Annotated in this window: 25 protein-coding genes and 1 pseudogene; 21 read left to right on the plus strand and 5 right to left on the minus strand. The window is 53.3% G+C overall.

Going from position 1 to position 26,790, the window contains the following annotated elements; genetic code table 11:
• Positions 1-3: 3 nt before the first annotated feature.
• A complete protein-coding gene (locus tag PGRAT_RS01805) occupies positions 4-393 on the minus strand; it encodes an SHOCT domain-containing protein (protein WP_025708420.1) in 390 nt (129 codons plus the stop codon).
• A gap of 531 nt (positions 394-924) precedes the next feature.
• Between PGRAT_RS01805 and PGRAT_RS01810 the strand changes: the two genes are divergently transcribed.
• From PGRAT_RS01810 to PGRAT_RS01895, 18 genes and pseudogenes are all read left to right on the plus strand, one after another.
• Positions 925-1,620, plus strand: coding sequence for a response regulator transcription factor (locus PGRAT_RS01810; protein ID WP_025708421.1), 696 nt, complete (start codon positions 925-927; stop codon positions 1,618-1,620).
• Positions 1,617-3,083 carry a sensor histidine kinase gene (locus PGRAT_RS01815; RefSeq protein WP_025708422.1) on the plus strand — a complete coding sequence of 489 codons (1,467 nt, stop codon included), beginning with the start codon at positions 1,617-1,619 and terminating at the stop codon, positions 3,081-3,083. Before PGRAT_RS01810 ends, PGRAT_RS01815 begins: the two co-directional genes overlap by 4 nt.
• A gap of 93 nt (positions 3,084-3,176) precedes the next feature.
• Entirely contained in the window at positions 3,177-4,298 is a 1,122-nt protein-coding gene (locus PGRAT_RS01820; protein WP_025708423.1) for a TolB family protein, read from the plus strand.
• 321 nt (positions 4,299-4,619) lie between these two features.
• A complete protein-coding gene (locus PGRAT_RS01825; RefSeq protein ID WP_025708424.1) occupies positions 4,620-5,162 on the plus strand; it encodes a MarR family winged helix-turn-helix transcriptional regulator in 543 nt (180 codons plus the stop codon).
• A gap of 117 nt (positions 5,163-5,279) precedes the next feature.
• Positions 5,280-6,734, plus strand: a complete 1,455-nt coding sequence (locus PGRAT_RS01830) for an aryl-sulfate sulfotransferase (protein ID WP_025708425.1) — start codon at positions 5,280-5,282, stop codon at positions 6,732-6,734.
• 37 nt (positions 6,735-6,771) lie between these two features.
• Entirely contained in the window at positions 6,772-7,800 is a 1,029-nt protein-coding gene (locus PGRAT_RS01835; protein WP_025708426.1) for an ABC transporter substrate-binding protein, read from the plus strand.
• Between the two features lie 22 nt (positions 7,801-7,822).
• Positions 7,823-8,599 carry an ABC transporter ATP-binding protein gene (locus tag PGRAT_RS01840; protein WP_025708427.1) on the plus strand — a complete coding sequence of 259 codons (777 nt, stop codon included), beginning with the start codon at positions 7,823-7,825 and terminating at the stop codon, positions 8,597-8,599.
• A 19-nt stretch (positions 8,600-8,618) separates the two neighbouring features.
• Positions 8,619-9,395: an ABC transporter permease gene (locus PGRAT_RS01845; RefSeq protein WP_025708428.1), complete on the plus strand. Its 777-nt coding sequence runs from the start codon at positions 8,619-8,621 to the stop codon at positions 9,393-9,395.
• A gap of 96 nt (positions 9,396-9,491) precedes the next feature.
• Complete coding sequence (locus PGRAT_RS01850) at positions 9,492-9,929, plus strand: MarR family winged helix-turn-helix transcriptional regulator (RefSeq protein ID WP_025708429.1); 438 nt, start codon at positions 9,492-9,494, stop codon at positions 9,927-9,929.
• A 77-nt stretch (positions 9,930-10,006) separates the two neighbouring features.
• Positions 10,007-11,125 carry an alpha/beta hydrolase family protein gene (locus PGRAT_RS01855; RefSeq protein ID WP_025708430.1) on the plus strand — a complete coding sequence of 373 codons (1,119 nt, stop codon included), beginning with the start codon at positions 10,007-10,009 and terminating at the stop codon, positions 11,123-11,125.
• A 273-nt stretch (positions 11,126-11,398) separates the two neighbouring features.
• Entirely contained in the window at positions 11,399-12,511 is a 1,113-nt protein-coding gene (locus tag PGRAT_RS01860) for an ABC transporter substrate-binding protein (protein ID WP_025708431.1), read from the plus strand.
• A gap of 97 nt (positions 12,512-12,608) precedes the next feature.
• Positions 12,609-13,532: an ABC transporter permease gene (locus PGRAT_RS01865; RefSeq protein ID WP_042265910.1), complete on the plus strand. Its 924-nt coding sequence runs from the start codon at positions 12,609-12,611 to the stop codon at positions 13,530-13,532.
• The gene (locus PGRAT_RS01870) at positions 13,529-14,329 is read left to right on the plus strand and encodes an ABC transporter permease (protein ID WP_025707356.1); all 801 of its coding nucleotides are present in this window, start codon (positions 13,529-13,531) and stop codon (positions 14,327-14,329) included. Before PGRAT_RS01865 ends, PGRAT_RS01870 begins: the two co-directional genes overlap by 4 nt.
• 75 nt (positions 14,330-14,404) lie before the next feature.
• Positions 14,405-15,448, plus strand: coding sequence for an ABC transporter ATP-binding protein (locus tag PGRAT_RS01875; protein ID WP_042265912.1), 1,044 nt, complete (start codon positions 14,405-14,407; stop codon positions 15,446-15,448).
• Between the two features lie 179 nt (positions 15,449-15,627).
• A complete protein-coding gene (locus PGRAT_RS01880) occupies positions 15,628-16,515 on the plus strand; it encodes an alkaline phosphatase family protein (protein ID WP_042265915.1) in 888 nt (295 codons plus the stop codon).
• Between the two features lie 163 nt (positions 16,516-16,678).
• A pseudogene (gene tnpB / locus PGRAT_RS31070) lies at positions 16,679-17,757 on the plus strand (IS200/IS605 family element RNA-guided endonuclease TnpB).
• Positions 17,758-17,937: 180 nt separating this feature from the next.
• A complete protein-coding gene (locus PGRAT_RS01890) occupies positions 17,938-18,258 on the plus strand; it encodes a hypothetical protein (RefSeq protein ID WP_025705563.1) in 321 nt (106 codons plus the stop codon).
• A gap of 123 nt (positions 18,259-18,381) precedes the next feature.
• Positions 18,382-18,618, plus strand: coding sequence for a DUF6953 family protein (locus PGRAT_RS01895; RefSeq protein WP_025705564.1), 237 nt, complete (start codon positions 18,382-18,384; stop codon positions 18,616-18,618).
• Between the two features lie 115 nt (positions 18,619-18,733).
• On the opposite strand, the gene PGRAT_RS01900 is transcribed toward PGRAT_RS01895, so the two are convergent.
• From PGRAT_RS01900 to PGRAT_RS01910, 3 genes are read right to left on the minus strand one after another with little or no spacing between them, the layout of a single operon-like run.
• Positions 18,734-19,816 carry a mannose-1-phosphate guanylyltransferase gene (locus PGRAT_RS01900; RefSeq protein WP_025705565.1) on the minus strand — a complete coding sequence of 361 codons (1,083 nt, stop codon included), beginning with the start codon at positions 19,814-19,816 and terminating at the stop codon, positions 18,734-18,736.
• The gene (locus PGRAT_RS01905) at positions 19,809-20,918 is read right to left on the minus strand and encodes a hypothetical protein (RefSeq protein WP_025705566.1); all 1,110 of its coding nucleotides are present in this window, start codon (positions 20,916-20,918) and stop codon (positions 19,809-19,811) included. The genes PGRAT_RS01900 and PGRAT_RS01905 overlap by 8 nt, the downstream gene beginning before the upstream one ends.
• Positions 20,918-22,099 (minus strand): glycosyltransferase family 4 protein, encoded by a 1,182-nt coding sequence (locus PGRAT_RS01910; protein ID WP_025705567.1) that lies wholly within the window; start codon positions 22,097-22,099, stop codon positions 20,918-20,920. The genes PGRAT_RS01905 and PGRAT_RS01910 overlap by 1 nt, the downstream gene beginning before the upstream one ends.
• Positions 22,100-22,301: 202 nt before the next feature.
• Here PGRAT_RS01910 and PGRAT_RS01915 point away from each other — a divergent pair, with 202 nt between their 5' ends.
• From PGRAT_RS01915 to PGRAT_RS01925, 3 genes are all read left to right on the plus strand, one after another.
• Positions 22,302-22,598 carry a helix-turn-helix domain-containing protein gene (locus PGRAT_RS01915; RefSeq protein ID WP_025705568.1) on the plus strand — a complete coding sequence of 99 codons (297 nt, stop codon included), beginning with the start codon at positions 22,302-22,304 and terminating at the stop codon, positions 22,596-22,598.
• Positions 22,564-23,508 carry a DUF1861 family protein gene (locus PGRAT_RS01920; protein WP_025705569.1) on the plus strand — a complete coding sequence of 315 codons (945 nt, stop codon included), beginning with the start codon at positions 22,564-22,566 and terminating at the stop codon, positions 23,506-23,508. The genes PGRAT_RS01915 and PGRAT_RS01920 overlap by 35 nt, the downstream gene beginning before the upstream one ends.
• An 82-nt stretch (positions 23,509-23,590) precedes the next feature.
• Positions 23,591-24,175, plus strand: coding sequence for a 50S ribosomal protein L25 (locus tag PGRAT_RS01925; RefSeq protein WP_025705570.1), 585 nt, complete (start codon positions 23,591-23,593; stop codon positions 24,173-24,175).
• Between the two features lie 136 nt (positions 24,176-24,311).
• Here the strand turns inward: PGRAT_RS01925 and PGRAT_RS01930 are convergent, their stop codons facing one another.
• Positions 24,312-26,639 carry a UvrD-helicase domain-containing protein gene (locus tag PGRAT_RS01930; RefSeq protein ID WP_025705571.1) on the minus strand — a complete coding sequence of 776 codons (2,328 nt, stop codon included), beginning with the start codon at positions 26,637-26,639 and terminating at the stop codon, positions 24,312-24,314.
• Positions 26,640-26,790 lie beyond the last annotated feature (151 nt).

Here is a 26,790-nt window from a genome sequence, read left to right on the forward strand (position 1 = left end):
CTGTCAACCGAATGAGGTCATCACACTTTGTGTTACGATCTCTTTCAATTCGGCTTTTTGCGCGGTGTATTGCTGGCGGGTGATGCTGCCGCTTGCAAGGCGCTGATTCAACTGCTCTGTGAGCTGGCTCACCTGCAAATCAATGACACCTGCAATATTCCCGCCGTTCTCTTCGGCGATATCCATCAGAGACTTGCCATCATACAGTGCGTCATACAGTTCCACATCGGAGGACTGATTCAGCGCTTTTAATAAATCATCTTTATCGGCTACACTAGTGGCAGACCATTTGGCGACCGGACTCGCATTTAGGGCGGGCTTGCCCCAGGCAGTCCCTCCAAAGGAGATGGCCACAATCATTGTCCCGACAATCATCACTCGTTTAATATTCATCATTCATCCTCTTTTCAGATTTTATTATATCGGTCAGGGTCATTAGTTACGGTAGTTAAGGGCTTTAGGCTTATTTTCATTCTAACCGGCAAAGCTGAGGTTAAGCTTAACTCTTCTTTAAGATAACCTAAAGAAATGAATCTCTCCCCGGTACTACGTTTATGATTACAAAGAGGGCTCAACTATTTTTAGCCAGCGGGAACTTTTCAGGGCCAGGCACATCTGGAAATATACGGCCTCCGCAGTGTATTTGCCAATACACAAACAGCTGACATTTTGATGTATCTTATTAGCAAAGACCATTATTACTAGGACCAGACCGGAATCGTACCGCAGGAGCATACCATGAGTAGTTGTAGAGTTCAGGGACAAAGGTAAAGGGCATGGGCCTGCGTGTATATTATGATTTTATTAGGAACAAGCAGGATGTATAGGCTCTTGGTGCCATAGATTTACTTGGGGGACATGAGTTCGCCGGTGAGGACCAGGGCCATGAAATAAATAACCGCAAGCGGAAGAGGTGAACCTACAATGACCAAAAAAGTGCTGGTAGTTGATGACGAGCCGGGTATTGTAAATGCGATTGCCTATGCGCTGAGGCGTGAAGGCTATGAGGTGGATACCGCCGGGGACGGCGAGGAGGCGCTTGCCAAGGCGCAGACTTTTCATCCGAATGTGATGGTGCTGGATGTGATGATGCCGAAGCTGAATGGCTATGAAGTGTGCCGCAAGCTGGAGGACCGCGATGACATCGGAATTATACTGCTTACCGTCAAAAATGATATCGTTGATAAAATCGTCGGCCTGGAGCTGGGTGCGGATGATTATATGACCAAGCCGTTCGAGGTCCGCGAGCTGCTGGCCCGGGTGAAGGCGCTGCTGCGCAGGCTGGACAAGAATACGGCCGAGGTCAAAGGCGGGCTGATCCAATATGGTGCGCTGCGGGTTCACGCGGACCGGCGTTCCGTTCAGCTTGGGGAGGAGCAGCTGGAGCTGACACCGAAGGAATTCGACCTGCTGCTCCTGCTGCTCTCCCATCCGCAGCGCGTCTATATGCGGGAAGAGCTGCTGGAGCAGGTCTGGGAGATGGACTATGCGGGCGGCACGCGCACCGTGGACATCCACATCCAGCGGCTGCGCAAAAAGCTGGGCGACCCCTACCAGAATATCCTCCAGACCGTCTATGGGGTCGGCTATAAGGCCGTTCCGGCGGGGAGCTTCGCATGAGGATCAGCATCAAGCTGAAGTTCAGCCTGTTCCTGGCAGTGCTGCTGATTTTATCGGTTAGCATTCTGAGCTATTTCGTGCTGCACGGAGTTGGTCGGAACCAGCAGGCGCAGACGGAGAACGCGCTGGCCCAGCATGTCAAAACGGTGAATCTGCGGGTCAAGCAGACCTATTATACCGGGACCCGCCTTACGCCGCAGGAATTCATGCGTCAGCGGGGGAAAGCGCTGGCCGCAGAGCTGTCCGGGTTCACCGGGCTGCAAGTGACGCTGTACGACACCAAGGGACAGCAGGTAGGGACGTCGCTGCAGAAGGGAGAGCCTGCTGCGGAGCGGAAGCCTGCTGATGCGCTGGCCTATGCGCTGCAGAACAAAATCGCCTACCAAAGCTCAGGCGATACCCTGCTCTATCTGGCGCCGCTGCAGGGACCGGAGCACCAGATGGGGGTAGTGCAGCTGGAGTATCCGCTGCAGGAGGCCCGGAGCTTCCAGCGGACGCTGCTGAATCTTTTCCTGACCACAGGCGCCGCAGTCCTGGTCCTGAGCTTTATTGGCGGCTACCTGTATTTCAACAAGGCCGCAGCGGCAATCGGGCGGCTGAAGAAAGCGGCGGAATCGATCCGCCGTGCCGAGTACATTTCCGCGCCGCCAGTGAAGCGGAAGGATGAGCTGGGCGAGCTGGCCGAAGGCATTTACTTCATGAGCCGGGAGATTGACACCAGCATTGCCGCGAAGGATGAGGAGCAGCGCAAGCTGCAGCTAGCCGTGCAGAAGCTGCAGGCGCTGGAGCAGCAGCAGAAGCAGTACATCGGCAATATCAGCCATGAGTTCAAGACGCCGCTGACTTCGATCAAGGCTTATGTCGACCTCTTGAATATGTACGATGATGATCCAAAGCTGCTGTCCGACGCGAAGCTCAGCATTGCCAAGGAGACCCAGAGGCTCTATGAAATGGTGGAGAAGGTGCTGCAGCTGACGGCGCTGGAGAAATATGATTTTGAATCTCAGGCTGAGCTGCTGGAGGTGGCGGACGTACTGCAGGATATCTGCAGCCGCATGAAGGGCAAGGCGGAGCGGTATGGTCTGAAGATTACATTGGACGCAGAGCCTGCGCATATCTGGATCGATAAGGAAAGCTTCATGCATATCTTCATCAATCTGCTGGATAATGCGATCAAATATAATATCCCGCAAGGGACGGTGTATCTTCACAGTGAAGTCAGGAATCACCGGGTCTGGATCACCGTCAGGGATTCCGGCATTGGCATTCCGGCAGCGTCCAGGGACAAGATCTTCGAGCCCTTTTACACGGTCAACCGCGACCGTTCCAGACAATCGGGCGGTACAGGACTGGGACTGTCCCTTGTCCGCAATCTGGTGGAGAAGCAGAACGGAACGATTGAACTGCTGGAGGCGGACGGTGAGGGAACGGCGTTTCAGCTGTCTTTTCCCGTAATGCCCTGAAGGGCTTAAGTTTACAACTTGGATACATTTGGCGGGTCATTTGGAAATAAGCATCCGGTATGCTGGGAGCAACACAACCTGGGGGGATCATCTATGAATTCGAATAAAAGGCGCAAGCTTAGAAAAACGGGCATGATTCTGCTGTGCAGTGCGGTTCTGCTATCCATGGCTGCCTGCCGTCCGGAGAATACCGAAACACGGCAGACGGTCGAGAAATCCGGCCAGAAAATCACAGTCATAGACAACACCAGCGAATCGGTCTACACGAAGCTGAAGCTGGAGGGCATCGACAAGATTGAGGGCGTTCGCGGGACCGATTTTGCCGGTGAGGATACGATCGTGGTGGATAAAGAAAACCGCAATCTCTCCCCGCAGACAGTGGAAGGGCAGGAACGTTATCCGCATAATCTCTACCTCCGTACACTGTCTTCAGGCACCGAAACGCCGCTGCAGGAGGGTGAAAAAAATTACGGTGCGGCACAGGTGTCTCCGGACAAGAAGCAGCTCTTTTACAAAGAGCTATATGACGCTACCGGCCTCGGCTTTATTATGAATCTGTCCACGGGAGCATCTGTGAAGGTGGGCGATGCGGAGTTCAGAAGCGAGGAAGGGAGCTGGGCCGACAACGAGCATGTGATTTACCCGGATATGGAAGGGACTATCGTAAATGCGGATGTGAACGGGAAGCAGGAAACGGTGGTGAAGACCGGGGTCCCCTATGTTCATGAGGTGATTCAGACCGGCAGCCGGATTCTGTATGTCACAGGGGAAGACAGCCAGTTGAGTGCTTATGACATGGAAACGAAGCAGACGAAGGTGTTGAAAAAGAATGTGCTGTGGGCTATTCCGTCCCCCGATGGAAGCAGGCTGGCGATTGTCGAACGGGTGAAGCCTGGAGAAATGGTGCTGCTGCTCTGCGACAGTGAAGGCAGCGAGCAGTCCCGGCTGGCTGCGGGCCAGCAGATCTTCGGGACCAGCTGGTCGCCGGACGGCAGCAAGCTGGCTTATGCAACGACTGCCGCAAGCGCTGCTGAGGACCAGGACGGCCTGTTCATCACCGAAGTGGAGACCGGGGAGCAGACGCCTGTGCTGAATGACATCGAGGTGGCTGACCAGCTCCGCTGGAGTCCCTCGGGCAAGAAGCTGCTGGCCTCCGTTTCAGTCCTGAAGGATAATGTGTATCAGTTTATTACGTATGTTGTAAGGCTGTCTTGATGTGTCAAAGTCATCGGATCTTATATGTTCAAGTACGGCCGGCTAATCTCCCGGAAGGGAGGTGATGCCATGAAGTTGTATCAAGTGTTTATTCCTGGCAGTTTCCCTTTTTAGAAAAAAATCTTACTTGACAGGTATGAATAAAGGGTTATATGATAGCAGCAATCCTTCACTGCTAATTAAATGAACAGTGAAATAAAACCTTTGAAAATAATAACCGAGCTGATTGGACCGCCAAAGGCTCCCGAGTATCTTCCCGCATCAGGGAATATTTCGGGGGCCTTTTATAGTTGGCCTATGAGTGGAAAGCAGGGGAAGAGCATGGATGATAAGCAGTGGGAACGGCTGCAGGAGGCCGACTACCTGTTCCGCAAAATGGTGCGCAGGTTTGTGAAGGAACGCGACCGCGTGAGCGTGGAAGGGATTGCTTTGCCGGGCATGCTGATTCTGCAAAAGATCATCCGCGACGAAGAGCAGCGTCTCGGCGATCTCGCGGAACAGCTGGATTTCACCTCGGGTGCCATTACGGCCCTGAGCGATAAGCTGGAGGCGGGCGGATATACGGTGCGCAGGCGCAAGGAGGATGACCGCCGGACGGTACTGATGGGCATAACAGCCAAAGGCCGGGAGATGGTGAAGCGCAACGGCAGCATCGGGGAACGATGTATTACGCTTCTGTTCGATGGGTTCACGGAAGAAGAGCTTGAACAGCAGAGCCGTTTCTATGAACGGATCATCAGCAATCTGGAGGGATTCTCGGAGACTCTGCTTAAGCTGGCACAGCAGAATGCGGAGATTCGTGTCCCGCAGGCCCCTGAACAGAAGCCGCGGACAGCCGCGAAGAAAAATTATCTTAGCTACTGAAGCTACTAAAAACGGGAGCATCGGCTTAAAAAACTTAAGCCAATGCCTTCAGGGCAAGTTTTGCACGAAGTGAAATTAAGGACACGGGTGCTGACAAAACTATAAGGAGAGATGATCATGGGACATTCGACGGTATATCCGACAGGAGCAACAGTATATAATCCTGCCAAGGCATGGAGTGGCTACACAGTTTTCCAGGCGGGCGACGAAGGGGTTGTGCTGATCGATATGAGCGGCAAGGAGGTGCATTTGTGGCAGGGCCTGATCGGCTTTCCGGCCAAAATCCTCCCCGGAGGCTACGTGCTGGGCAGTACGGGCAGAAGAGATCCGAAATTCGGCATTCAGGACAATGTTGATCTGGTTCAGGTCGACTGGGACGGCAATGTAGTCTGGAAGTATAACAGCTATGAGCAGATCGAGGACCCGGGCTATGAGCCGCTGTGGTACGCACGCCAGCATCACGACTACCAGCGGGAAGGAAATCCGGTCGGCTACTATGCTCCCGGCCTGGAACCTTCTGCTAACAGCGGTAAAACACTGATTCTGGCTCATAAGAATCTGCATAACCACCAGATTTCCGACAAGCAGCTGCTGGATGACACAATTATCGAAGTGGACTGGGAAGGAAAAATTATCTGGGAATGGGCGGCCAGTGACCATTTTGATGAACTGGGCTTTGACGAGGCAGCACGCAATGTCCTGTTCCGTGATCCTAACACGCGTTCCTTCGGTGATCTGGGCGGCGGTGTAGGCGACTGGCTGCATATCAACTCGGCTTCGTATGTGGGACCGAACAAATTTTATGATCTCGGAGATGAGCGTTTCCACCCGGACAACATTATATGGGACGCCCGGGAGGCGAATATTATCGCTATCACCGACAAGCGGACCGGGGCTATCGTCTGGCGGCTGGGGCCGGACTATTCATCGCCGGAAGTAAAGCATATCGATTGGATTATCGGCCAGCATCATGCCCACATCATTCCGAAGGGGCTGCCAGGCGAAGGCAATCTGCTAGTGTTCGATAATGGCGGCTGGGGCGGCTATGGCCTGCCTAATCCCTCTTCGCCTTTTGGACAAAAGAATGCGCTGCGCGACCACTCGCGGGTACTGGAGATCAATCCGGTGACACTGGAGATCGAGTGGCAGTATACCTCGGCAGAGGCGGGGTTTTCCGTTCCGACCGATTCCTACAAGTTCTATAGTCCGTATATCAGCTCGGCGCAGCGGCTTCCAAATGGCAACACGCTGATTACCGAAGGCTCCAATGGACGCCTATTCGAGGTGACGGCGGAGCATGAACTGGTATGGGAGTATATTTCGCCTTACACTGACCGCAGAAATACGAACATGGTGTACCGCTCCTACCGCGTACCGTACGTTTGGGTGCCGCAGCTGGTGAAGCCGGAGGAAGCTGCCATTGAGCCGATCGATGTATCAACGTTCAGAGTGCCAGGTGCAGCTCCCAAAGGTTCGGATTCTGTAGTAGTGGTAGCGACATCACTGCCATTTATGGAGGGCGCCGCTTGTGTGGCTACTGCCAATGAGGGCAGCGGCCGGAGGACCAGTTAGAGCAATCAGGAAAATCCATAATGAAGAGGTGCATAGTGTGAAAAAACCATGGTACGGCTCTGCTTTTCTGTTCTTATCCATATCTCTGGTTCTGGTTCTCTCGGGCTGCAGCTCCAAAGGGGACGCGGCGGCGTCCTCTGGTGCGGACGGCGGCAAGCCAAAGACGCTAAAGATCAAAATTGCCGACATTAATACCAACCCGACCTTCCGGGTCGCGCTGGACAAAGGCATCTTCGCTAAGCATGGCATTGCTGCGGAGATCATTAACTTCGGCACTCCGGCGGAAGGAGTGAATGCGCTCTTCATTAAGCAAGTGGATATTGCCTTCGGTGCAGACTTCCCGGTACTGAACGCCGTTGCCAAAGGCGATTATTCGATTATCGCTTCGGCCGGCCAGGCCACAGACCAGGCAGCGGCGGTATGGAAGCTGTACGTCAAAGATGAAATCAAGTCAGCCGCCGATCTAAAAGGCAGGAACCTAAGTTTCATGCGCGGCACTTTTCTGCCGTACCTCTGGGATGAATACCTGAAGGAGCAGGGCATCGCATTGGGCGATGTAACGCTGACAGGGCAGGGGGCGTTCGACGAAGCCTTCATTGCACTGAAGCAGGGCGATGTGGATGCCGCCTGGTTCAGTGGCTCGGCGCTGACCGATAAGCTGGCTGCGCTGGAGGGTGTGCATGAACTGACCGACATGTCCAAGACCCCGGTTCGGCTGGGGATGGGGATAGTGGCTGGGAATGCTTTTGTGCAGGCCAACCATGACGGAATCGGGCAATTCCTCGCAGCGGTGGAAGAAGCTTCGGCGTATGCACAGGAGCATCCCGGGGAAGTGGCCGACCTGATGTTCAAGGAATTGAAGCAGCCCAAGGAAGCCACGCTGAAAGATCTGCCGGTCAACCCCTGGAAGGTCGGATTCACGCAGGCCGCGTATGACAGCCTCGCCGGACAGAAGAAATATATGGTCGATACAGGCATTATCGAACAGGATTTTGACCTGGACAGCAAGCTGAATCTGGAGCCGCTCAGGAAAGCGCTGCCGGATAAATTGACGTACACGAAATAACGAAAACTTCAGGAGGTGCCCCATGTCTTTACCTGCCAAGCAGAATGCGATTCATATCGAGCAGCTCCGTAAAAGCTACAGCGAGCCTGCAGCCGGGGACGTTCATTACATCATCAAGGATGTGAACCTGGTCATAAAAGGCGGCGAGTTCTTCGTGCTGCTCGGTCCGAGCGGCTGCGGGAAATCGACACTGCTGAATATGATCGCCGGTTTTGTCTCCAAATCGGGCGGCAACCTGAGGGTGGACAACGTGGAGGTGGATAAGCCCGGCCGTGACCGGGCGGTTGTTTTTCAGCAGGCGGATTCTTCCCTGTTCCCTTGGCTTACCGTACGTGAGAATGTGGAATTCGGACTGCGGATGAAAAAGACGCCCAAAGCGGAGCGCAAGACGATCTCGGACCGCTATATTGCACTGGTGGGATTGAATGGTCATGAGAACAAGTTCCCCAAGGAGCTGTCCGGCGGCATGAAGCAGCGGGTGCAGCTGGCCCGGGTGCTGGCGAATGACCCGGCGATTCTGCTGATGGATGAGCCTTTCGGCGCACTGGATGCGATGACCCGGCGGACGATGCAGAAGGAACTGGTCCAGATTTGGCGTGAGACTCATAAGACCGTTATTTTCGTGACCCATGATATTCAGGAGGCACTGCTGCTGGGCGGGCGCATAGGCATCATGTCTGTTGGCCCTTCCTCCAATATTACCGATATTTACGACAATCCGCTGCCTTTCCCGCGGGATGTGGCCTTACCGGAATTTTACGCGCTGTACCACCAAATTCAGAGCCATTTTGAAGAATAGGATCGGGGTGTGACTGTTAATGAAATGGGTGGAGAAAAAATGGGTGTCCGTCCCCCTGCTATGGCTTGCCGCACTCTGCATCTGGCAGTTTGGCGCTCTATTGTATGGCCCTGATGTCATTCCCGGACCGTGGGCTACGCTGAAAGGCGGACGGGAGCTGGTTCAAGATGGCACGTTGATGCAGTATATCGGCATTAGCTTTTACCGTGTGCTTGTCGGCTGGGTGCTGGGCAGTCTGCTGGCTGTTCCGGCGGGGCTGATGATTGGAAAGGTGAACGTCATCCGCATTTTTGCCGAGCCTTTCCTCAATTTTATCCGCTTCATTCCGCCGATTGCCTTCATTACGCTGTTCCTGGTCTGGTTCGGCATCGGGGAGCAGTCGAAGATTGCACTGATTATGTACGCCACCTTCTTTATCGTCGTGCTGAACACCTTGACGGGGGTAATGTCCGTGGAGGAGGATAAAGTCCGCTCCGCCCGCAGCATGGGAGCAAGCGAGTGGCAGATTCTGCTGCATGTGATTGTTCCTGCTACCATTCCTTATATTTTTACGGGGTTCCGGCTGGCGATGGGAACCTCCTATATGGCCATCATCGGCGCGGAAATGATTGCTTCGAACGAAGGTGTAGGCTATCTGATCTGGAATTCACGGCTGTTCTTCCGCACGGACTGGATTTTTGTCGGGCTGTTCTGCCTGGGGTTCATGGGTTTTGCGACAGACCGGCTGTTCGGCTGGTTTGGCCGGAAGGCACTCTATCGCTACGGTGTGGTCAGTGTAGCGGCGCGGAGAAGATGAAGTGGCGGGGGCCTGCTGGCCGCAGCAAAAGTCCTTGACAAATAAAGGTTGTTACAGCTACTATAGTTGTGACAACTTGTTGAGGACGGTGAGGATATGCCTGACGGATTTGATTATACAGAACTGATTGGATTCCGGATTATCAAGGGCGAGGTGCTGATCAAGCGCAGGATGCTGGCTATTTTTATGGAACAGGGCTACGATCTGACCTTCGAGCAATGGATGGTGCTGAATGTGCTGTATGCGGAGCCTGGAATTATTCAGAGCGAGATTGCTGCCAGAACCTTCAAGGACAAGACGAATGTTACGCGTATTCTGGATGTGCTCGCCAAGAAGGGATATGTGGCCCGCGAAGCGCATGGCAGGGACCGCCGGAGCTTTCAGATCTATCTGACAGCAGCGGGACAGGAAATATTCGCTGATCTTATCCCCCATGTGCAGCAGTTAAATGAACAATTTAAGCAAGACATCCCTGATGAAGAATTGGCACAGTTCATTCATACCTTAGAGAAAATTTGCCGGAACGTGCAATAAATTTTTTTGTCCAAATGGTTGTTATAGCTATTATATATATAACTACTAAATCTTAACTACGAAAGGGATGAGCGGTCATGACAGAGCTTACCATGAAGGAAAAATTTGCATTCCGCTTTATTTTTAATGAAAAGAGAGTGTATCAGCGCTGGTATGGCCGGTTTCTAATGTTTGGCACAGATTATGGGAGACTCAGAAGAGTAGTGGCGAGAATTGGAGAATGGCGGAAATGGTGCGAGGTCTGGACAGCGGAGGGTGATGAGGTGTACCGGATAGCAGAAAAGGCACTTGCAGAAGGCAGTCTGGGTAAAGCCAGAGCCTTGTTCCATGAAGCGGTGGCCTGCTACCATGCGGGTCAGCATATCTTTTTTATCGACAGCCGGCAGAAAGAAGCCACACAGGAAAAAGCAAGGAAAAGCTATACCCGGGCGCTCTCTCTGTATAACGAAAAGGAGAAGCCTGTCCGAGTGGATATTCCATACCGCGGCATATCCATCCCGGGCTATTTACGAAAAGCGGACATGGAGGGGAGGCCCCTGATTATTTTCGTGAACGGCATGGATAATATTAAGGAAGCGGAAGGGCATCATTTCGGCTCGGTGTTTAACCGGCAGGGCTTCAATTTCTTTACGTTTGACGGCCCGGGCCAGGGGGAGATGTGGAGCTCGCAGAAATTCGATGCCCGGGATTACCATACGGCGGTATCGGCAGTCATCGACTGGTTTGAACAGCAGCGGCCGAGCGGGATTGACCTCGGAAGAATCGGACTCGTCGGCTTCAGTCTGGGCGGGTATTTGGCGCCTGAGGCTGCAGCCCACGATCCCCGGGTGAAATGTACGGTAGGCAACAGCGGGTTGTGCTATATCGGCGGCATCCGGGGATTGAAGCAGCTTAATCCGATCTGGCAGCGGGGCGTCACCTATATAACAGGCTGTGAAACGCTGGAAGCGGCGCTCCCGCAGTTCAATTATGATATTGAAGACGCTCCGTCCCTGCGCTCGCCGCTGCTCTTTTTCCATGCGGGGCGTGATGAGGTGATGCCTTCACCCAAGAGGCATGCAGATAAAATGATGAACTGGGCCAAAGGGGAAGCAACGCTGAGATATATGGAGGATGCGGAGCACTGCACGATGAATTATCTGGATGAAGTTTTTCCGGAGATGATGGACTGGTTTATAAGGAAGCTGCGCATCTAGCCCTGACAGCTAAGCCCAATATAAAAATACACAGCAACTGCCCGGTATTCGGGCGGTTGTTTTTTTACATAGCAGAAAGAAGATATTGGGGTCCCCGCAAAGTACCTGAATCAGCTTCCACATAAAGGCACCACTTTTTGGGGGCATTTTACAAATGTTACTATTGCACTTAATGCCTGGCGAACAGTGGCCCCCTATACTTCAGTTGGGCAGCGAACCAGCTTGGATCAGAGATGAAGCCCGTAAATCAGAAATAGGAGTGATAGGGAAATCATGAAAAAGAGATTCACACAATTCTTGTCCATGGGTCTGCTGTTGTCCTTGCTCGTCCTGTTGCTTGCCGCTTGTGCCAACTCGGAAGCCAAAGCTGATGAAGGGAACGGCAATGCCCCGGCCAAGGAGCTGAGCTTAAGCGAAATTGAAGCGGAAGCTACCAAAGAAGGTGCTGTGGTCAGTGTAGGCATGCCGGATTCCTGGGCCAACTGGAAGGATACCTGGAATGATATTACGGCTAAATACGAAATTACACATACCGATACTGATATGTCGAGTGCGGAGGAGATTGCCAAGTTCGAAGCGGAAAAGGATAAGCCGACAGCGGATATTGGCGATGTGGGCATTGCCTTCGGTCCGGTTGCAGTAGATAAAGGCGTAACCCAGCCCTATAAAACCTCCTACTGGGACGAAATTCCCGCCTGGGCCAAAGATAAGGACGGCCACTGGGTCGTTGGCTATCAAGGCAGTATCGCGTTCCTGACTAATACCAAGCTGGTCGCAAATCCGCCCAAAAGCTGGGAGGACCTCAAGAACGGCAGCTATAAAATCATCGTCGGTGATGTAACCAAAGCGGCCCAGTCCCAGATGGCTATCCTGGCCGCAGCGATTGCCTTTGGCGGGGATGAGTCGAACATTGAGCCGGGGATTGCTTTTTTTGAGGACCTGGCCAAAAAAGGCCGGCTGTCGAACGCCGAAGCTTCGCTTGCGAACATCGAGAAGGGCGAAGTGGAAGTTACGCTGCTGTGGGATTTCAACGCGCTGAACTATAAGGACCAGATCGACAAGAACGGGTTTGACGTAGCGATTCCGCAGGAAGGCAGTGTCGTAAGCGGCTATGCGACCGTCATCAACAAATGGGCGCCGCATCCCAATACGGCCAAGCTGACGCGTGAGTATATTCTCAGTGACGAAGGGCAGATCAACCTGGCAAAAGGTTACGCCCGTCCGATCCGTGACAGCGTGAAGCTGCCGGAGGATGTGGCCGCGAAACTTCTGCCTCAAGAGGAATACGCCAATGTGAAGCCGGTTGGCGACTACAAAGTGTGGGAAGAAACCGCGAAGAGCCTTCCGCAGCTGTGGCAGGAGCGTGTGCTTGTGCATTTGAACTAACCGTTCCGGAAGCGGGTTTTATACAGAACATGAGGGGGCGCCTTTGCTGTAGCCTAAAGGCGCCCGCTTGCTATTCCATACGAGAGGAGCATGCAGGATGAAAAAGAGACAACGCGGCCTGATCCTGGCCCTGGCTCCATTCGTGCTGATGGTGCTGGCGTTCCAGGTAGTGCCCGTCTTTTCCATGCTGACGGGCAGCTTCCGCCATGCGGACGGAGCGGGCTTCACGCTGGGCAACTATCAGCATGCCCTGAGCAGTGCCTATTATCTGCAGGCGATCAAGAACAGCCTGCTGATATCCGTCTTCTCCAGCCTGATCGGGCTGGCTGTAGGGCTTGTGTGCGCGTACTGCATCACGCGCTTTGCCCCTGCGGTGCGGGACCGGCTGCTGATGCTGTCCAATATGACCTCGAACTTTGCCGGCGTCCCGCTGGCTTTTGCCTATATCATTCTGCTTGGCAACAATGGTGTGTTCACGCTGCTGTTCAAGCAGTGGGGCTGGAACGTGTTTGACGGATTCAATCTGTACAGCTGGTCCGGGCTGATTCTGGTGTATGTCTATTTCCAGATTCCGCTGGCTTTATTGCTGCTATACCCGGCATTCTATGGCATCAGGGAGCAATGGAGGGAGGCGGCGGCTCTGCTGGGAGCAGGGTCCTGGCAGTTCTGGCGAACGGTCGGGCTGCCCGTGCTCTCTCCGGCGATCTTCGGGACGCTGGGCATTCTCTTCGCCAATGCCATGGGAGCCTATGCCACCGCCTATGCGCTGGTTGGGGGCAACTATAACCTGCTGGCCGTCCGCATCGGCTCGCTCGTTGCCGGTGATGTGGTGACCCAGCCGCAGATGGGCAGCACCCTGGCGGTTCTGCTGGCGCTGAGCACGCTGCTGGCGGTGTTTCTGAATCAGCGGATGGTCCAGCGGATGGAAGGGCTCGGCGGCAGGAATTCTGCCGGGCGGGAGCGCAGCAGCGGTTTATTGCGGCGGCGCTGGCCCGCTGTCCGGGAGGAGGCAGGACAATGAATACGCGCAAGGCGGGTATTGCCCCGCGTACCTTCATGCTCCTTCTCATGATCTATTTGCTGCTGCCGCTGCTGGCAACGGGGCTGTACGCTTTTGCCCAGGATTGGCAGAATACGCTGCTCCCCCGCAGTTGGACATTAGGCTGGTTCCGCGGCATGTTTCAGGATATCCGTTTTCTGGAGGCGCTGTGGAATTCATTGTATCTGTGTGTGATCAGCGTGCTGCTCAGTCTCGCTGTGATGCTGCCGGCAGTTTTTGTAATTACAGTATATTTTCCGCGCTGGGAGAGCTTCATGAAGGGGGTTGTCGTTCTGCCTTATGCCGTGCCGGGAGTGGTGGCGGCAGTGGGGCTCATCCGTGCGTATTCCTCCGGCCCGTTCGACATTTCCGGGACTGCCTATTTGCTGGTCGGGGCTTATTTTGTGGTCATTCTGCCTTATATGTATCAGGGCATCCGCAACAGTCTGCTCAGCGTATCCGCTGTAGAGCTGCTGAACGCCGCCGAGCTGCTCGGGGCCAGAAGACGGTCCGCTTTTATCAATGTGATTCTGCCGAATATCTGGCCGGGGGTTATGGTCTCCGCGCTGTTGTCCTTCTCTGTGCTGTTTGGGGAGTTCGTGCTGACGAACATGCTGGTCGGGGGGCACATCCAGACGATTCAGGTTTATTTGTTCCGGCGGGTCGGCGAAAGCGGACATTTGGCCAGTGCGATAGCGATCTCCTATTTCGTGTTTATTCTGCTGCTGTCGGCGGTGCTGATGAAGCTGGGGATGAAGATTAAAGGGCAGGCGAAGTAAGGCGGCCCCCTGAGAGCTATCCAGAGGAAAGCTAACATCGGAAAAAGTTCAATTTATATAAGGAGGGTCGCGGAAATGAATGATTATCTGAAGCTGCATGGCATCCGAAAAATGTTTGGCGATGTTCCGGTGCTGGCCGGCGTGGAGCTGAGCATCGCTGAAGGGGAGCTTGTCACACTGCTGGGCCCTTCGGGCTGCGGCAAAAGCACGCTCCTGCGCTGCATCGCCGGACTGACCGATCTGGACAGCGGCAGCATTCTGCTCGCAGGCCAGGAGCTGACGAAGCAGCCGCCCCGCAGCAGGGATGTGGGCATGGTGTTCCAGTCCTATGCGCTGTTCCCCAATCTGACGGTCAGCCAGAATGTGGAATACGGGATGCGTATGCGCGGCGTTGCTCCGGCCGCCCGGCGCAGCCGGTGCGAAGAGCTGCTGGCGCTGGTCGATCTCGAAGACAAGCGCGATGTCTATCCGCAGTCGCTGTCCGGCGGACAGCAGCAGCGGGTGGCGCTGGCCCGCTCGCTGGCCGTCCAGCCCAAGCTGCTGCTGCTGGACGAACCGCTCAGCGCGCTCGACGCCAAAATCCGCAAGAATCTGCGCGCGGAGATCCGCGATATCCAGCGGCGGCTCGGCATGACGACGCTGTTCGTCACCCATGACCAGGAGGAAGCGCTGATTCTCTCGGACCGGATCTGCATCATGAACCAGGGACAGATGGTTCAGGAAGGCTCACCGGAGCAGCTATACACCGCGCCGCGTACGGAATTCGCCGCCCGGTTCATGGGCAGCTACAACGTCTTCAACCGGGCGGAGGCGCTCAAGCTGTTCCGCAGAATTGACAGCCGCTCCGACCGTTTTGCCATCCGCCCCGAGGCGGTAACACTGCTGGCCGAAGGCGAAGCGATCCAGGATGATGCGGATGGCATGATGGATGTGCGCGGACAGGTTCAGACCGTGTCGATTCTGGGCAATATCATCCGCGCTGCTGTCGTGGCTGAAGGCGTTCACCTAACGGTAGACCTGCTGAATGACGGCCGCTGGCTGCGGGTGCGGGAAGGGGATCGTGTGACCCTTCTGCTTGATCCTGCCCAACTGCTGCATCTGGAGCAGGAAGGGGCATAGAAGGGCGGCTTGTGCGTCAAGGCAGGCTAAGAGTGAAGCAAATTGTGAATCCAGTCCCTATCTTTGTGTACAGGAGCAATTTGCAGTTACTGGTTGTGTAATGAAAGTTCCAGGGCAAGAGTCACTGCAAGCGTATAGTCTGCAGCGCGCTATAAGATGCTAAGGAGGCGGAGATATTCATGACGGAAACAGCAAGCAAGCTTATTGTGGTTGTGCTCGACGGGCTGCGCTATGACGCTGCCCGCAAATATCTGGGGTACATGGAGCATCTGGTGGAGCAGGGGCAGCTGTCGTGCTACAAGGTGCAGTCAGAGCTGCCGAGTCTGTCACGTCCTCTCTATGAGGTGCTGCTGACAGGCACACCGGTATCGAAAAATGGAATTACCGCCAATCATATCGTCAGACTGAGCCGTGAGCAAAGTGTGTTCCATCTTGCCGTTGCCGCCAATTTGCGTACGGCGGCTGCCGCATATCACTGGGTTAGCGAGCTGTACAGCTCGGCTCCTTTTCATCCGGTTGCTGACCGGCACCAGCACAATGTCCTGAAACCGATTCAGCACGGCAGCTTTTATTTCGAGGATCATTACCCGGACAGCCATGTATTCGCGGATGCTGAATTTTTGCGGGCGGCCTACGACCCCCATTTTCTGTATATTCATACAATGAATATCGACGATGCCGGACACCGCTATGGCGGGGAAAGCAAAGAGTACGAGGTGGCGGTCCGCCGGGTTGACGGATTGCTTGCCACGCTGCTGCCGGAGTGGATGGAGCAGGGGTATACGGTGCTGGTTACTGCTGATCATGGGATGAATGCGAACGGCTGCCACGGCGGGGTCACTCCAGCGGAGCGGCATATTCCTTTATACACCTTTGGTGAACAGGTATTGTCGCCGGAACAAGAGATTCAGGCGCTGCCCCAGCTGCGGCTTGCCCCGTTAATGTGCCATTGCCTTGGCCTTCAGCCTTCGGCGGCGATGACTACGGAGGGCTTGCCGCCTTTCGTGCCGGTCGTACCGGGACAAGAGGAAAATGCAAAAATGATGAAGCTGAATAGTTTGGCATAGATACAATTTTAATGTTTTAACCATCCGTTGTCAGAATTCCCCCATTTCTAAAATGGTGGGATGAATGGCAACGATCCTGCTTATACAAAGGAAATCAACTTCCATCAATACGAACATTTGTTCTATGATAGATTCGTAAATTCCTGGAAAGGAGTTGCGAGGCATGTTCGTACTTCAAGCGTATAAGTACCGGATCTACCCCACCCATGAGCAACAACAATATCTGGCAAAGGTGTTCGGATGTGTCCGTTTTATCTACAACAAAATGCTTGCGGATAAGATCGAACACTATAAACAAACGGAGAAAATGCTCCATACTACACCTGCCAGATACAAGAAGGCATTCCCGTTGCTGAAAGAAGCGGACAGCCTTGCATTAGCAAACGTTCAGCTCAACCTGGAGAAAGCCTATAGGCATTTTTTTCGGGATAAGAACGTGGGCTTCCCTACATTCAAAAGTAAGAAAACGAACAACAATAGCTTCACAACGAACAATCAAAACGGAACGATAGCCATTGAAGCCGGAACGATTAAAATTCCGAAACTAAAGACAAGAATCCGAATGAAGGTACATCGTCTATTCAGGGGGCGAATCAAATCCTGCACCCTATCCAAAACACCATCAGGAAAATACTTTGCATCCGTACTGGTGGAAACAGATATCGCTCCTTTGCCCAAAACAGAAAAGAAGATTGGCGTAGATCTGGGACTAAGAAACTTTGCGATTACTTCGTGTGGCGAAGTGATCGCAAATCCGAAACATCTACGTCAATCTGAACAACGATTAGCCAAACTGCAAAAGGACTTGTCAAGAAAGAAGAAAGGAAGCCATAACCGAAATAAAGCACGTTTGAAGGTCGCCAAGCTTCATGAAAAATAGCGAATCAGCGTAAAGACTTCTTGCACCAAACGTTCACCCAAATGATACGCGAAAACCAAGTGATCGTGATGGAAGACTTGCGTGTAAAGAACATGATGCAGAATCACAAATTAGCGAAAGCTATTTCTGAAGTATCCTGGAGCCTGTTTCGAGCGATGCTCGAATACAAGGCGAACTGGTACGGGAGAACATTGATGATTGCCCCAAAACACTTTAAGAGCAGCCAACTCTGTTCCTGTTGCGGCTACAAAAACGCAGAAGTGAAAAACCTGGCTGTACGTGAATGGACTTGTCCTGAATGTAGTACACAACACGACAGAGATGTAAACGCAGCTAAAAACTTACTACAATTAGCAATGTAATATTGCAACAATTGGGCTAGGAACTCGCCTCTGAGCTTGGGTAAACTTGGAGCAGTAGCTCCATTGACCAAGAAGCACCCACCTCTTAGGTGGCGTGTAGTTCACTACAAAAAAATGTATATCTATATACAGGATGATTTTGTATAATCTAAAGTATATTAACGATTAGGGGGGTTGCTTGTGACTAGTTCGAGAGCTTTGAAATGGATTACGGGTTCATTTGAGATTCTTTTGGCCATTCCGATTCTTGGTGCTGCCATTGTAATCGGGAGCTGGTACACCGTATTGGGATTAACTTTCATTCTGCATGCCGTAACGCTGGTTCTATCGGCCAAGAATAAAGAGCCGTTTTATGGTTCAGTGCTCGGAATCGTGACTTCCGCGCTGGCGTGGATTCCATTCCTGGGATGGATTCTGCATCTGATCACCGGTATCCTGCTCATGGTAACCGCAGCGCAAAAACCGCGTCAGGTATCCAATCATAATACATATCAGGCTTAAATGCCGGCAATAGTCAAGGCAAGCCATAACACAGCCCGATTCGGATGATTCCCGAATCGGGCTGTGTTCATGCTATAATGGGGAGGCATTTGAGAGGGATTTACAGGAAGGAGCAGTACCTGGATGGAAGCAACCGCACAAGAGGTAGCGGAATGGATGGTCAAGGAGATCCGTTTTACGGGAACCCTGCACCAGAGCGCCGCGATTGAATATGTGAAGGCCAACTTTGGCGAGCAGTTTGTATTTGTGAATGAGAACGGGAACGCGTCCTTGTCCAAGGACGTGAAGAAGGCCTTCCGCAAGCTGCACGGCGGGAGAATCGCCTGGGACCGGGACGGATTTCTGTGGGCCTGGACCTAAACATAAGCCCCCGGCAGAGATTCACGGCCCTGACACAGCACCAGATGATTATCTATGCTTATACCAAAAGTGACCGTTCCCTTATCGAAAGGACGGTCACTTTTTTTGATTCACTTTAAATATATTCGGTCATGCCCTTCTCCTTAAGCAAATCGACGATATCCTTGACGGACTGGGCTTTATCTTTGGGGCAGATCAGGACTGCATCGCCGGTGTCGGCAATGATGAACCCATCCACGCCGATGGTGGTAATCAGTCTGCCGTTCCCATAGATGATCGAATTGCGGGTATCGATACCCATGTGATTGGCTTTGATGATATTGCCGGCGTCGTCGGGAGGGAAGATCGCGCCCAGCGCATCCCAGCTGCCGATGTCATTCCAGCCGAATTGGCCTGATAGGACAACCACTTCATCGGAACGCTCCAGAATCCCATAGTCGATTGAGATATTCTGCAGCAGCGGATAGATCCGGGCTATCGTCTCTGCTTCCTGTGCTGTACCGAGCGCCTCGCTGACCGGCAGCATCATATTGTACAGCCGCGGCAGATACCGTTTGAAATTATCGATAATGACCGAGGTCTTCCAGATGAAAATCCCGCTGTTCCATAGGTAGTTGCCGGACGCTAGATAGCCCTGTGCCTTCTGGAAATTCGGCTTCTCTACGAATTCCGCCACATCGTACACCGCTACCGGATGGACGGCGATAGGCTCTTTATCATAAGCGATATAGCCATAGCCGGTGGAGGGGAAGGTGGGCTTGATGCCGATGGTGACGATTTTGTCGCTCTCCATGGCGAAAGTGCACGCTTCATCCAGCGTGAGCCGGAACTGCGGTTCATCGGTGATATAATGATCCGAAGGCAGGACGACCATCAGTGAGTCCTCCTGGCTTGTATGCATGATGGAGAAGGCGGCGAACAAAATGCTGGCCGAGGTATTCCGCGCTACAGGCTCAATCAGAATGTTGCTCTTCTGAACACTGCTGTGCATGATGCTCTCCAGCAGCACTGCCTGTGTGCGGTTCGTTACGATGACGGTATTTTCCTGCGGGATAATGCCCTTGAAGCGTTCAATTGTATCGTTCAGCATGATGTCGTTTCCGCTGATATTGAGCAGCTGCTTGGGAATTTCCTGTCTGGACAGCGGCCAGAAGCGGGTGCCGCCACCGCCTGCGAGAATCGTCGCGAATTTATCCATGATAAGTCACCAGATGGGCGATGGAGAAGGAGATAATGCTCTCCGAGCCTTGGTTCAGATTCAGCCCTGCGCTGTGGATGCCGTCATAGCAGGCACCGGTCTGAGCGTCAATCAAAGGAAGCTTCAGAGAATTATGCCCGGTATACCAGGCATAGCAGAGGTCGGCCCGTTTCTGATAGGCCGGGTCCTTAAGCACTACAGCAGCTTCGCGGCAGGCGAGCAGCATTTCGCAGGCTTCAATCGGCTGCTCGTCATACTCCGCAGGTTTGCCGCCGCGCAGCAGCCAGCCATGACTGCCGATAGGCCTGTAATAGCCTTCAGGCGCGAAAGTCTGGGAAGCCAGGAAATCCAGGCTTTCTTTGGCTGTCGCCTGAAGATCGGGATTGCCGGAAATGCCGAAGGCCTTAAGCAGCGCCCAGGGCAGCATGGAATTGCCGTAGGTCAGGCTGTCCTCGTACCAATTCCAGCCATCGCCCTTGGTCCGTATATATTGCTTGTGGAGCCGGACGGCGATAGTCTCAATAAGCTCAGTGATGACAATTTTTGGCAGGAAGGCGGCTTCTTCTGCTGTATGCCCTGCCGCGTGCGGATACGGGAAGGAATAAGTTAATGCGCCGGGTGTATTAACGAGATAGCTGAGGCCGATGACGGCGTAGGCTGCGGCCCGGGGAGAGCCGAGTTTCTCTAAATACGGCAGCGATTGGTTGATGAGATAGCGGCAGGTGTTCAGCAGGTTATCCGGCAGGATGGAGGCGTTGGAGAGCATGAATCCCAGCGCCCACAGGGTGCGTCCCTGGCAATCCTCGGAGCCGCTTTCTTCCATGAACGAACGGTTGTAGTCCATGAAATTACGGAAGTTGCCCTGTTCATTTTGTGCGTGATGGATGAAGGACAGGTACGTATGAATCAGATCCAGCGTTGCGGATTGCCGATTTTGCTTATACATGAGTACAGCCGCAATCAAGGCCCGGGCGTTGTCATCGGTGGTATAGCCCTTAGACCGGTCGGGAACGCCAAACTTGGTATGCTGAAAAATCCCCGTGTCATCGGTTATTCTGCGCAGATAGCTAGTTTTGAGGGGGACAGCTACAGGTGTCTGCATCAAATCACACTCCGGTCCGCCAGTTTGAAGAGGGCTATTTTATCTTGAAAGATGGCGGCATACGTCTTCGCCACCTCACTCCACATCATCGTTCTTCCAAGCGCAAGCGTACGGTTTTCCATATCCTTGACCTTGCCGGGATCATCCAGCAGTTCCAGAATGCAGGCTTCCAGTGAAGCGGAATCCCGGAAATTGGCCAGCAGGCCGCGGCCTTCGCCAAGCATCTCCTCCGCATACCGGTAAGGTGTAGAAACAATTACCCGGCCATAGCCGATACCGTAGGCGAGCGTTCCGCTGACCGCCTGATCCTTGCCCAGATATGGGGTCATATAAATATCCGACATCACCAGCGACTCAATCACTTCCTCCTGTGTCAGCAGCTTGTCGACGAAGAGTACATTGTTGGTCAAGCCCAGCTCATGAACGAGGTCCGTCAGCTTTTCCCGGTAAACTTCGCCGGTTTCGAGCTTGACTACGGGATGGGTTTTGCCCCAGATGATATAGAGCGCATCCGGATGCTGCTTGACCACACTGCTCATGGCCTCGATGGCGTATTCAATCCCCTTGCCTGGACTCAGGAAACCGAAGGTGGAGAGAATCTTGCGTTCCCCGAAGCTGTACTGCACTTTAAGCTCCGCCCGGGATGCCGTCTCTACATAGGGTACTCCGTGATGGATGAATGCAATTTTGGCGGCATTGATATGATAGACGGAGATTAAATCCTGCACAGTAGACTGGGCCATCGTGACCACCTTGACGCTGAGCTCGGCAATCCGGGTAATAATCTGGTGCTGCTTGGGGGTAGGATTGGTTAATACGGTATGAAAAATGGCCACATAGGGCACATGAAGCTTTTCGATGAAATCCAGCAGGTATTCGCCGCTTTCTCCGCCATAGATCCCGAATTCATGCTGTATGACCAGCAGATCGGTATCGGAATGATTGATTGCTTCAGCGGCATCTATATAATCGGACAGCGTGTTTTGGCTGATTTCCCTCATTACCTGGTCACTGTAACGGTAAGATTCGTTATTGTTCATCGCGAGGATCTTCGGCTTGTTCCAGCCCTCAAGCTTCGAGAACTCATCTAATAAATCCTGGGTGAACGTAGCAATTCCGCATTCTCTGGGCAGGCTGGTGGACAGAAAAACAATGTTCCTGTTGCTGCTGGTGTGTTTCATAATGAGGAGCCTCCCTATTCAATTTTTGTAATTTGAAATAAAAAAAGAAAATAAAGAGGACTTTATTTTCCGGGCAAAAAAGTGGTATAAAATTTTGGATCTGCAAGTTATTTCCTTCCGCAACTATAACATGACCATTTTTTCTTGTCAATTTATTGACTACCCTTCATTCTCCAGATATAGTGTTGTTGGAGGTGTATGAATGCCAGTCATACGCAGTAAATTAAGTGAGGTTATGGAACGCCATGACCCCAAATTATCCATTCGCAAGCTCGCCAAAGATATCAATTACCATTTCGACTCCGTCCGGCGGATGTACAAAGACGAGATGGTGCAGTATCCCCGGGATTTGCTGCTGAAGCTGTGCATCTACTTTAATATTCAGCCGGGTGAATTGATTCGCATGGAGTTGGATGAGAACGATTGGGCAATAGATAAAGCAAACGAATATGAGGAGGAAGGCAATGACAAGGAACCCGGTCAAGACGGCAACATGTAACGAACTGCTGGATACCTTCTATGCCAATCTTCGAACAGTGCGCGTGGAGAAGCTGGCCTTCTCCGGTGTAGGCAAACGTGACGTATACAACATCACCGCCCCGTTTACGCACGGTGGGGAAACGGTAATTCTTGGAAGAGTTGAGGAACGGGACAGTGAGTTCTCTCAAGTCTTCTTTTTTATACTCCGGGAGGGGGCCTGGATTCCCCGTGCGCATACGCATACCTATAATTTGCAGGACCCGTGTGTAGCCCTTATACAAGGGGAACTCATTGTAGGCGGGGTAGAGGTAATTACCGCAGCGGATGATCCGTACCGGATCGTCTCATGGGTGACCCAGTTCTACCGGGGCTACCGTATTGACTCCATGCGCCATTTCTCTTCCGGTCCCGGAACGATGAAGGATATCCGGCTTATTGAGCTGCAGGATGGCAGAATAGGCATATTTACACGGCCGCAAGGAGCCAGGGGCGGAAGAGGGCAGATCGGATTTACCATTATCGATTCATTGGAGGAGCTGAACGAGCAGACCTTCATCGAAGCCGAGGTGCTGCAGGATCAGTTCGTGCCCGAGGAATGGGGCGGGGCGAATGAAGCCCAGTTATTGAAGAATGGGCATATAGGCGTACTAGGGCATATTGCCTGCTTCGACCGCTTGGGCCAAAAACACTATTATTCTATGGTGTTTTCTCTCAATCCCGGCACCTATGAGACGACACCGGTCAAAATCATTGCCGCCAGAAGCGACTTCCCCATTGGTCCCGGCAAACGGCCGGACCTGCAGGATGTCATTTTCAGCGGCGGGCTGGTGCGGGGAGACAATGGGCGTGCGGTGCTGTCAGTAGGGGTTAGCGATGCCGAGGCATATCAGATTGAGATCCCGGACCCTTTTATAGAATATGAACAGTAAGCCCAAGGTTTGACTAGATTCTATGGTCATGTTATACTTTCGATGACAAGAATTTATGGTCAAAGAGAGCGGGAAATCAAAAATGAGTAAATTTATTCAACTGAGCAATCGTACGGCTGAAACCAAGTCCAACCTGAACGTCGCCAGAAAACTGGGGCGTATCCCGGCTGTATTGTACGGAATTAATAAAGATACTCTAAGTTTAGAAGTCAATGAAAAAGAGCTTTTGGATGTTCTAAAAACCAATCCGCGGGCTATTCTGCAAGCCAAGCTGTCCGATAATACAGCTGTTCCAGTAGTTGTACAGGATATCCAGAAGGATTCCATGTCGGGCAAGGTACTGCATATTGACTTTCAGCATGTGAACATGAATATCAGCATGGACAGCAAGGTTACAATTCATTTTGCGGGAGAAGCGGCCGGTATCAAGGCAGGCGGTTCATTGCAGGTGGAAATATACGAAGTTGAAGTCCGCTGCATGCCGGGGGATCTGCCAACCTCGATGGAAGTGGATATCAGCGGCCTTGCCATCGGCGACCAGCTGCTCGTCTCCGATCTGATCTTCCAGAACGGCGTTGAAGTCCTGACTGATCCAAGTACAGTGATGATTCAGATCAAGACGGTACATGAAGAAGAAGCGGAAGAACCGGCGGCGACTCCGGCTTAAATACAAGATGACAAATACAGCCCCTTCGGACAGAACGTGCAGGGAACTCATGATTTCATGATTCCGGTTACGTCTGTTGAAGGGGCTTTTGTTGTTTTATTAAGGAGGGCGTAGCCGTTTTCCCTGTTCTTGTTCGTTACACAGGAACTTCCCTCATACTCTTCTCCATGGGAGCACTGCAGAGCGGGCAGGGCTTGGAGGACAGGTGATCCTCGGCTCCCCCTGCCTTCATGCGCGTCCAGCCCGGGCAGCTGCTCCCGGTGCACTTCCAGATGGGGACAGTGTGTGTTCTTCCCCCGGAGGATCTGCCGGAGGTGTGCCTTACCGGTGCCGGGGTTCTGTTTACAGCTGCGGCAGACGGGGCAGCCGATGCAGCAGAACGGAACGCAGACAGCATAAATCTGGAGACCTCCGCCTTCTTGCCCCGGTGCCGTGCCGGGGAGCTGATGAACAGCTCCTCCCGGGCTCTGGTCACGGCCACATAAGCCAGCCTCCGCTCCTCTTCAAGTGCAGCGAAGCCCGCTGTATTGCCTACAATGACTTTGCTGTCCCGTGCGCTTGGTGGAGGGGATGTCTTCCGGTCCTTCAGCCGCTCGCCTTCCAGTGCGGAACTGTGGGGAAGAATGCCTTCTGACGCACCGATCAGAAAAACAACCGGGAACTCCAGCCCCTTCGACTTATGAATCGTCATCAGGGCAACCCGGTTCCCTTGTTCTTTAAGTCCCGGCTGGCGACTCAGTTCATTACGTTCGGTCACATTGCCGATGAACTCCAGAAACACCGGAAGACTGTCGAACCGTTCCGCCGAGGCTTCCAGCTCATCAAGCATTTCTTTCAGCATTTCCCGGTGGAGCGTGGCCTGATGCCGCTCGTTGGCTTCAATGAAATAGTCATAGAAGCTTGAGCGGATCTGGCGGATCGCCTGCACCGGTGTCAACTGGATCAGGCCCCGGATTAGCTCCAGCCGTTCCTTCAGCTTCGCACCCTTGAAGTCCTCCATTCCCGGCAGAGACAGCAGGTGGATCAGCGGTCCCTGCTTGGGCTGAACGGCCTCCATCCGGCGGATGTGGTTCATGCCCTTTTCCCGGTTCAGATACAGCGTCGGCAGGATATTCTCCATTGCCGCAAAATTGCGCCGGTTCAGCGACAAACGCAAATGATCCAATACCGGTGAGATCAGCCAATGCTCGTAGAGCAGCTGGCCTTCTCCGTAATCGACGTAGGGGACATCGCGGAGGAGCAGCCGCTCCAGCAGGGCACGGTTGCTGCTGGAAGCACGGTAGAGCAGGGCGAAATCGCTGTATGCTCTAGCCCCGCTGGCTACCTCGCTCAATATATGCTCCACGATTTGCTCGGCTTCCTCGTCGGCCGTCTGCGGGCGCAGGTACCGGGGCTGGCGGCCGCTGCCTCGGGCCGCTTGCAGCGTTTTGGCCCGCCTCCGCATATTATGGCGGATAATGCCATTGCCGAGGCCGACAATCGCGGGGCCGGAACGGTAATTGATATCCAGCGTGATGACCCGTGCACCCGGATACAGCTTCTCGAACTCCAGAATGAACTCGCTGCGCGCTCCGTTGAAGGAATAGATCGTCTGGTCATCGTCCCCGACCACCATCAGATTATGCTGCGGGTGGGCGATCATTTTGACAAGCTCATATTGCAGCGCATTGGTATCCTGAAACTCATCGACCATCACATACAGAAATCTCATCTGCAGCTCCAGCAAAAGCGCAGGTTTCTCCCGCAGCATCCGGTATGCGATCAGCAGCACATCGTCGAAGTCGATTTTGAAATTGTCGGTCTTCCATTGCTCATACAGCAGCAGGACCGTTTTCATTTCCTTCTCGGCGGTTGACGTCTCCGGCAGCTTCTCCGGTTCGCCCAGATTCATCTTGCAGGTGGAGAGCAGAGCGAGCAGGGTCTCCGGCGGATAGGCATCCTTAGGCAGACCCAGCTCGCGCATGATCTGCTTCAGCAGAATGTGCTGGCGGCGCGTCTCATTGAAGATTTCCTGCTGAAGACCCTGACGGCGCAGGAAATAGAGAAAAAAAGAATGGAACGTACGCGCCTGCAGGCGCGCGGCATCGCTCTCGCGGACGCCTGGCAGCAGAGCAATCCGTTCACGCATTTCCGCCGCAGCCTTGTTGGAGAATGTCAGCAGCAGCAGCTGGCTTGGGGAGATGCCCCGGACTGACAGCAAATACCCGGTTCTGCAGATCAGTACCGAGGTTTTGCCGGAGCCTGCCCCGGCCAGTGTCAGCAATGGGCCTTGATGATGCCGCACCGCCGCGATCTGCGGGGAGTTGAGCAGAATCCCGCCCTCCTCCAGCCTGCGGAAGTAAGCAGCATCGGAGTCCCCGGGCTTTACCATCTCCCGGCTTGTCCGGGCAGAGGCGGTCTTCGCCTGCGGAATGCGTTCGCCGGTAGCCCCGAGCGGTATATTGTGAAATAAAAGCTTGTTCATTGGATGGATTCACCTTCGTTTGTCGCATTGCGGGTTAAACTAAATTTTAGCCGATCTATCTTGTAATAACGATGTCCGATTCTTACGGCATTGTTATGGAAGCCTCGAATTTGGCGAACCCAAATGGAGGGCCTTCTCTGAGATTCCATCG

This window comes from Paenibacillus graminis (genome assembly GCF_000758705.1).
GTDB lineage: Bacteria > Bacillota > Bacilli > Paenibacillales > Paenibacillaceae > Paenibacillus_AQ > Paenibacillus_AQ graminis.

Coding starts and splice junctions, on each gene's coding strand:
- PGRAT_RS01805 (WP_025708420.1), bottom strand. CDS start 393: ATGAATATTAAACGAGTGATGATTGTCGGGACAATGATTGTGGCCATC.
- PGRAT_RS01810 (WP_025708421.1), top strand. CDS start 925: ATGACCAAAAAAGTGCTGGTAGTTGATGACGAGCCGGGTATTGTAAAT.
- PGRAT_RS01815 (WP_025708422.1), top strand. CDS start 1,617: ATGAGGATCAGCATCAAGCTGAAGTTCAGCCTGTTCCTGGCAGTGCTG.
- PGRAT_RS01820 (WP_025708423.1), top strand. CDS start 3,177: ATGAATTCGAATAAAAGGCGCAAGCTTAGAAAAACGGGCATGATTCTG.
- PGRAT_RS01825 (WP_025708424.1), top strand. CDS start 4,620: ATGGATGATAAGCAGTGGGAACGGCTGCAGGAGGCCGACTACCTGTTC.
- PGRAT_RS01830 (WP_025708425.1), top strand. CDS start 5,280: ATGGGACATTCGACGGTATATCCGACAGGAGCAACAGTATATAATCCT.
- PGRAT_RS01840 (WP_025708427.1), top strand. CDS start 7,823: ATGTCTTTACCTGCCAAGCAGAATGCGATTCATATCGAGCAGCTCCGT.
- PGRAT_RS01845 (WP_025708428.1), top strand. CDS start 8,619: ATGAAATGGGTGGAGAAAAAATGGGTGTCCGTCCCCCTGCTATGGCTT.
- PGRAT_RS01850 (WP_025708429.1), top strand. CDS start 9,492: ATGCCTGACGGATTTGATTATACAGAACTGATTGGATTCCGGATTATC.
- PGRAT_RS01855 (WP_025708430.1), top strand. CDS start 10,007: ATGACAGAGCTTACCATGAAGGAAAAATTTGCATTCCGCTTTATTTTT.
- PGRAT_RS01860 (WP_025708431.1), top strand. CDS start 11,399: ATGAAAAAGAGATTCACACAATTCTTGTCCATGGGTCTGCTGTTGTCC.
- PGRAT_RS01865 (WP_042265910.1), top strand. CDS start 12,609: ATGAAAAAGAGACAACGCGGCCTGATCCTGGCCCTGGCTCCATTCGTG.
- PGRAT_RS01870 (WP_025707356.1), top strand. CDS start 13,529: ATGAATACGCGCAAGGCGGGTATTGCCCCGCGTACCTTCATGCTCCTT.
- PGRAT_RS01875 (WP_042265912.1), top strand. CDS start 14,405: ATGAATGATTATCTGAAGCTGCATGGCATCCGAAAAATGTTTGGCGAT.
- PGRAT_RS01880 (WP_042265915.1), top strand. CDS start 15,628: ATGACGGAAACAGCAAGCAAGCTTATTGTGGTTGTGCTCGACGGGCTG.
- PGRAT_RS01895 (WP_025705564.1), top strand. CDS start 18,382: ATGGAAGCAACCGCACAAGAGGTAGCGGAATGGATGGTCAAGGAGATC.
- PGRAT_RS01900 (WP_025705565.1), bottom strand. CDS start 19,816: ATGGATAAATTCGCGACGATTCTCGCAGGCGGTGGCGGCACCCGCTTC.
- PGRAT_RS01905 (WP_025705566.1), bottom strand. CDS start 20,918: ATGCAGACACCTGTAGCTGTCCCCCTCAAAACTAGCTATCTGCGCAGA.
- PGRAT_RS01910 (WP_025705567.1), bottom strand. CDS start 22,099: ATGAAACACACCAGCAGCAACAGGAACATTGTTTTTCTGTCCACCAGC.
- PGRAT_RS01915 (WP_025705568.1), top strand. CDS start 22,302: ATGCCAGTCATACGCAGTAAATTAAGTGAGGTTATGGAACGCCATGAC.
- PGRAT_RS01920 (WP_025705569.1), top strand. CDS start 22,564: ATGACAAGGAACCCGGTCAAGACGGCAACATGTAACGAACTGCTGGAT.
- PGRAT_RS01925 (WP_025705570.1), top strand. CDS start 23,591: ATGAGTAAATTTATTCAACTGAGCAATCGTACGGCTGAAACCAAGTCC.
- PGRAT_RS01930 (WP_025705571.1), bottom strand. CDS start 26,639: ATGAACAAGCTTTTATTTCACAATATACCGCTCGGGGCTACCGGCGAA.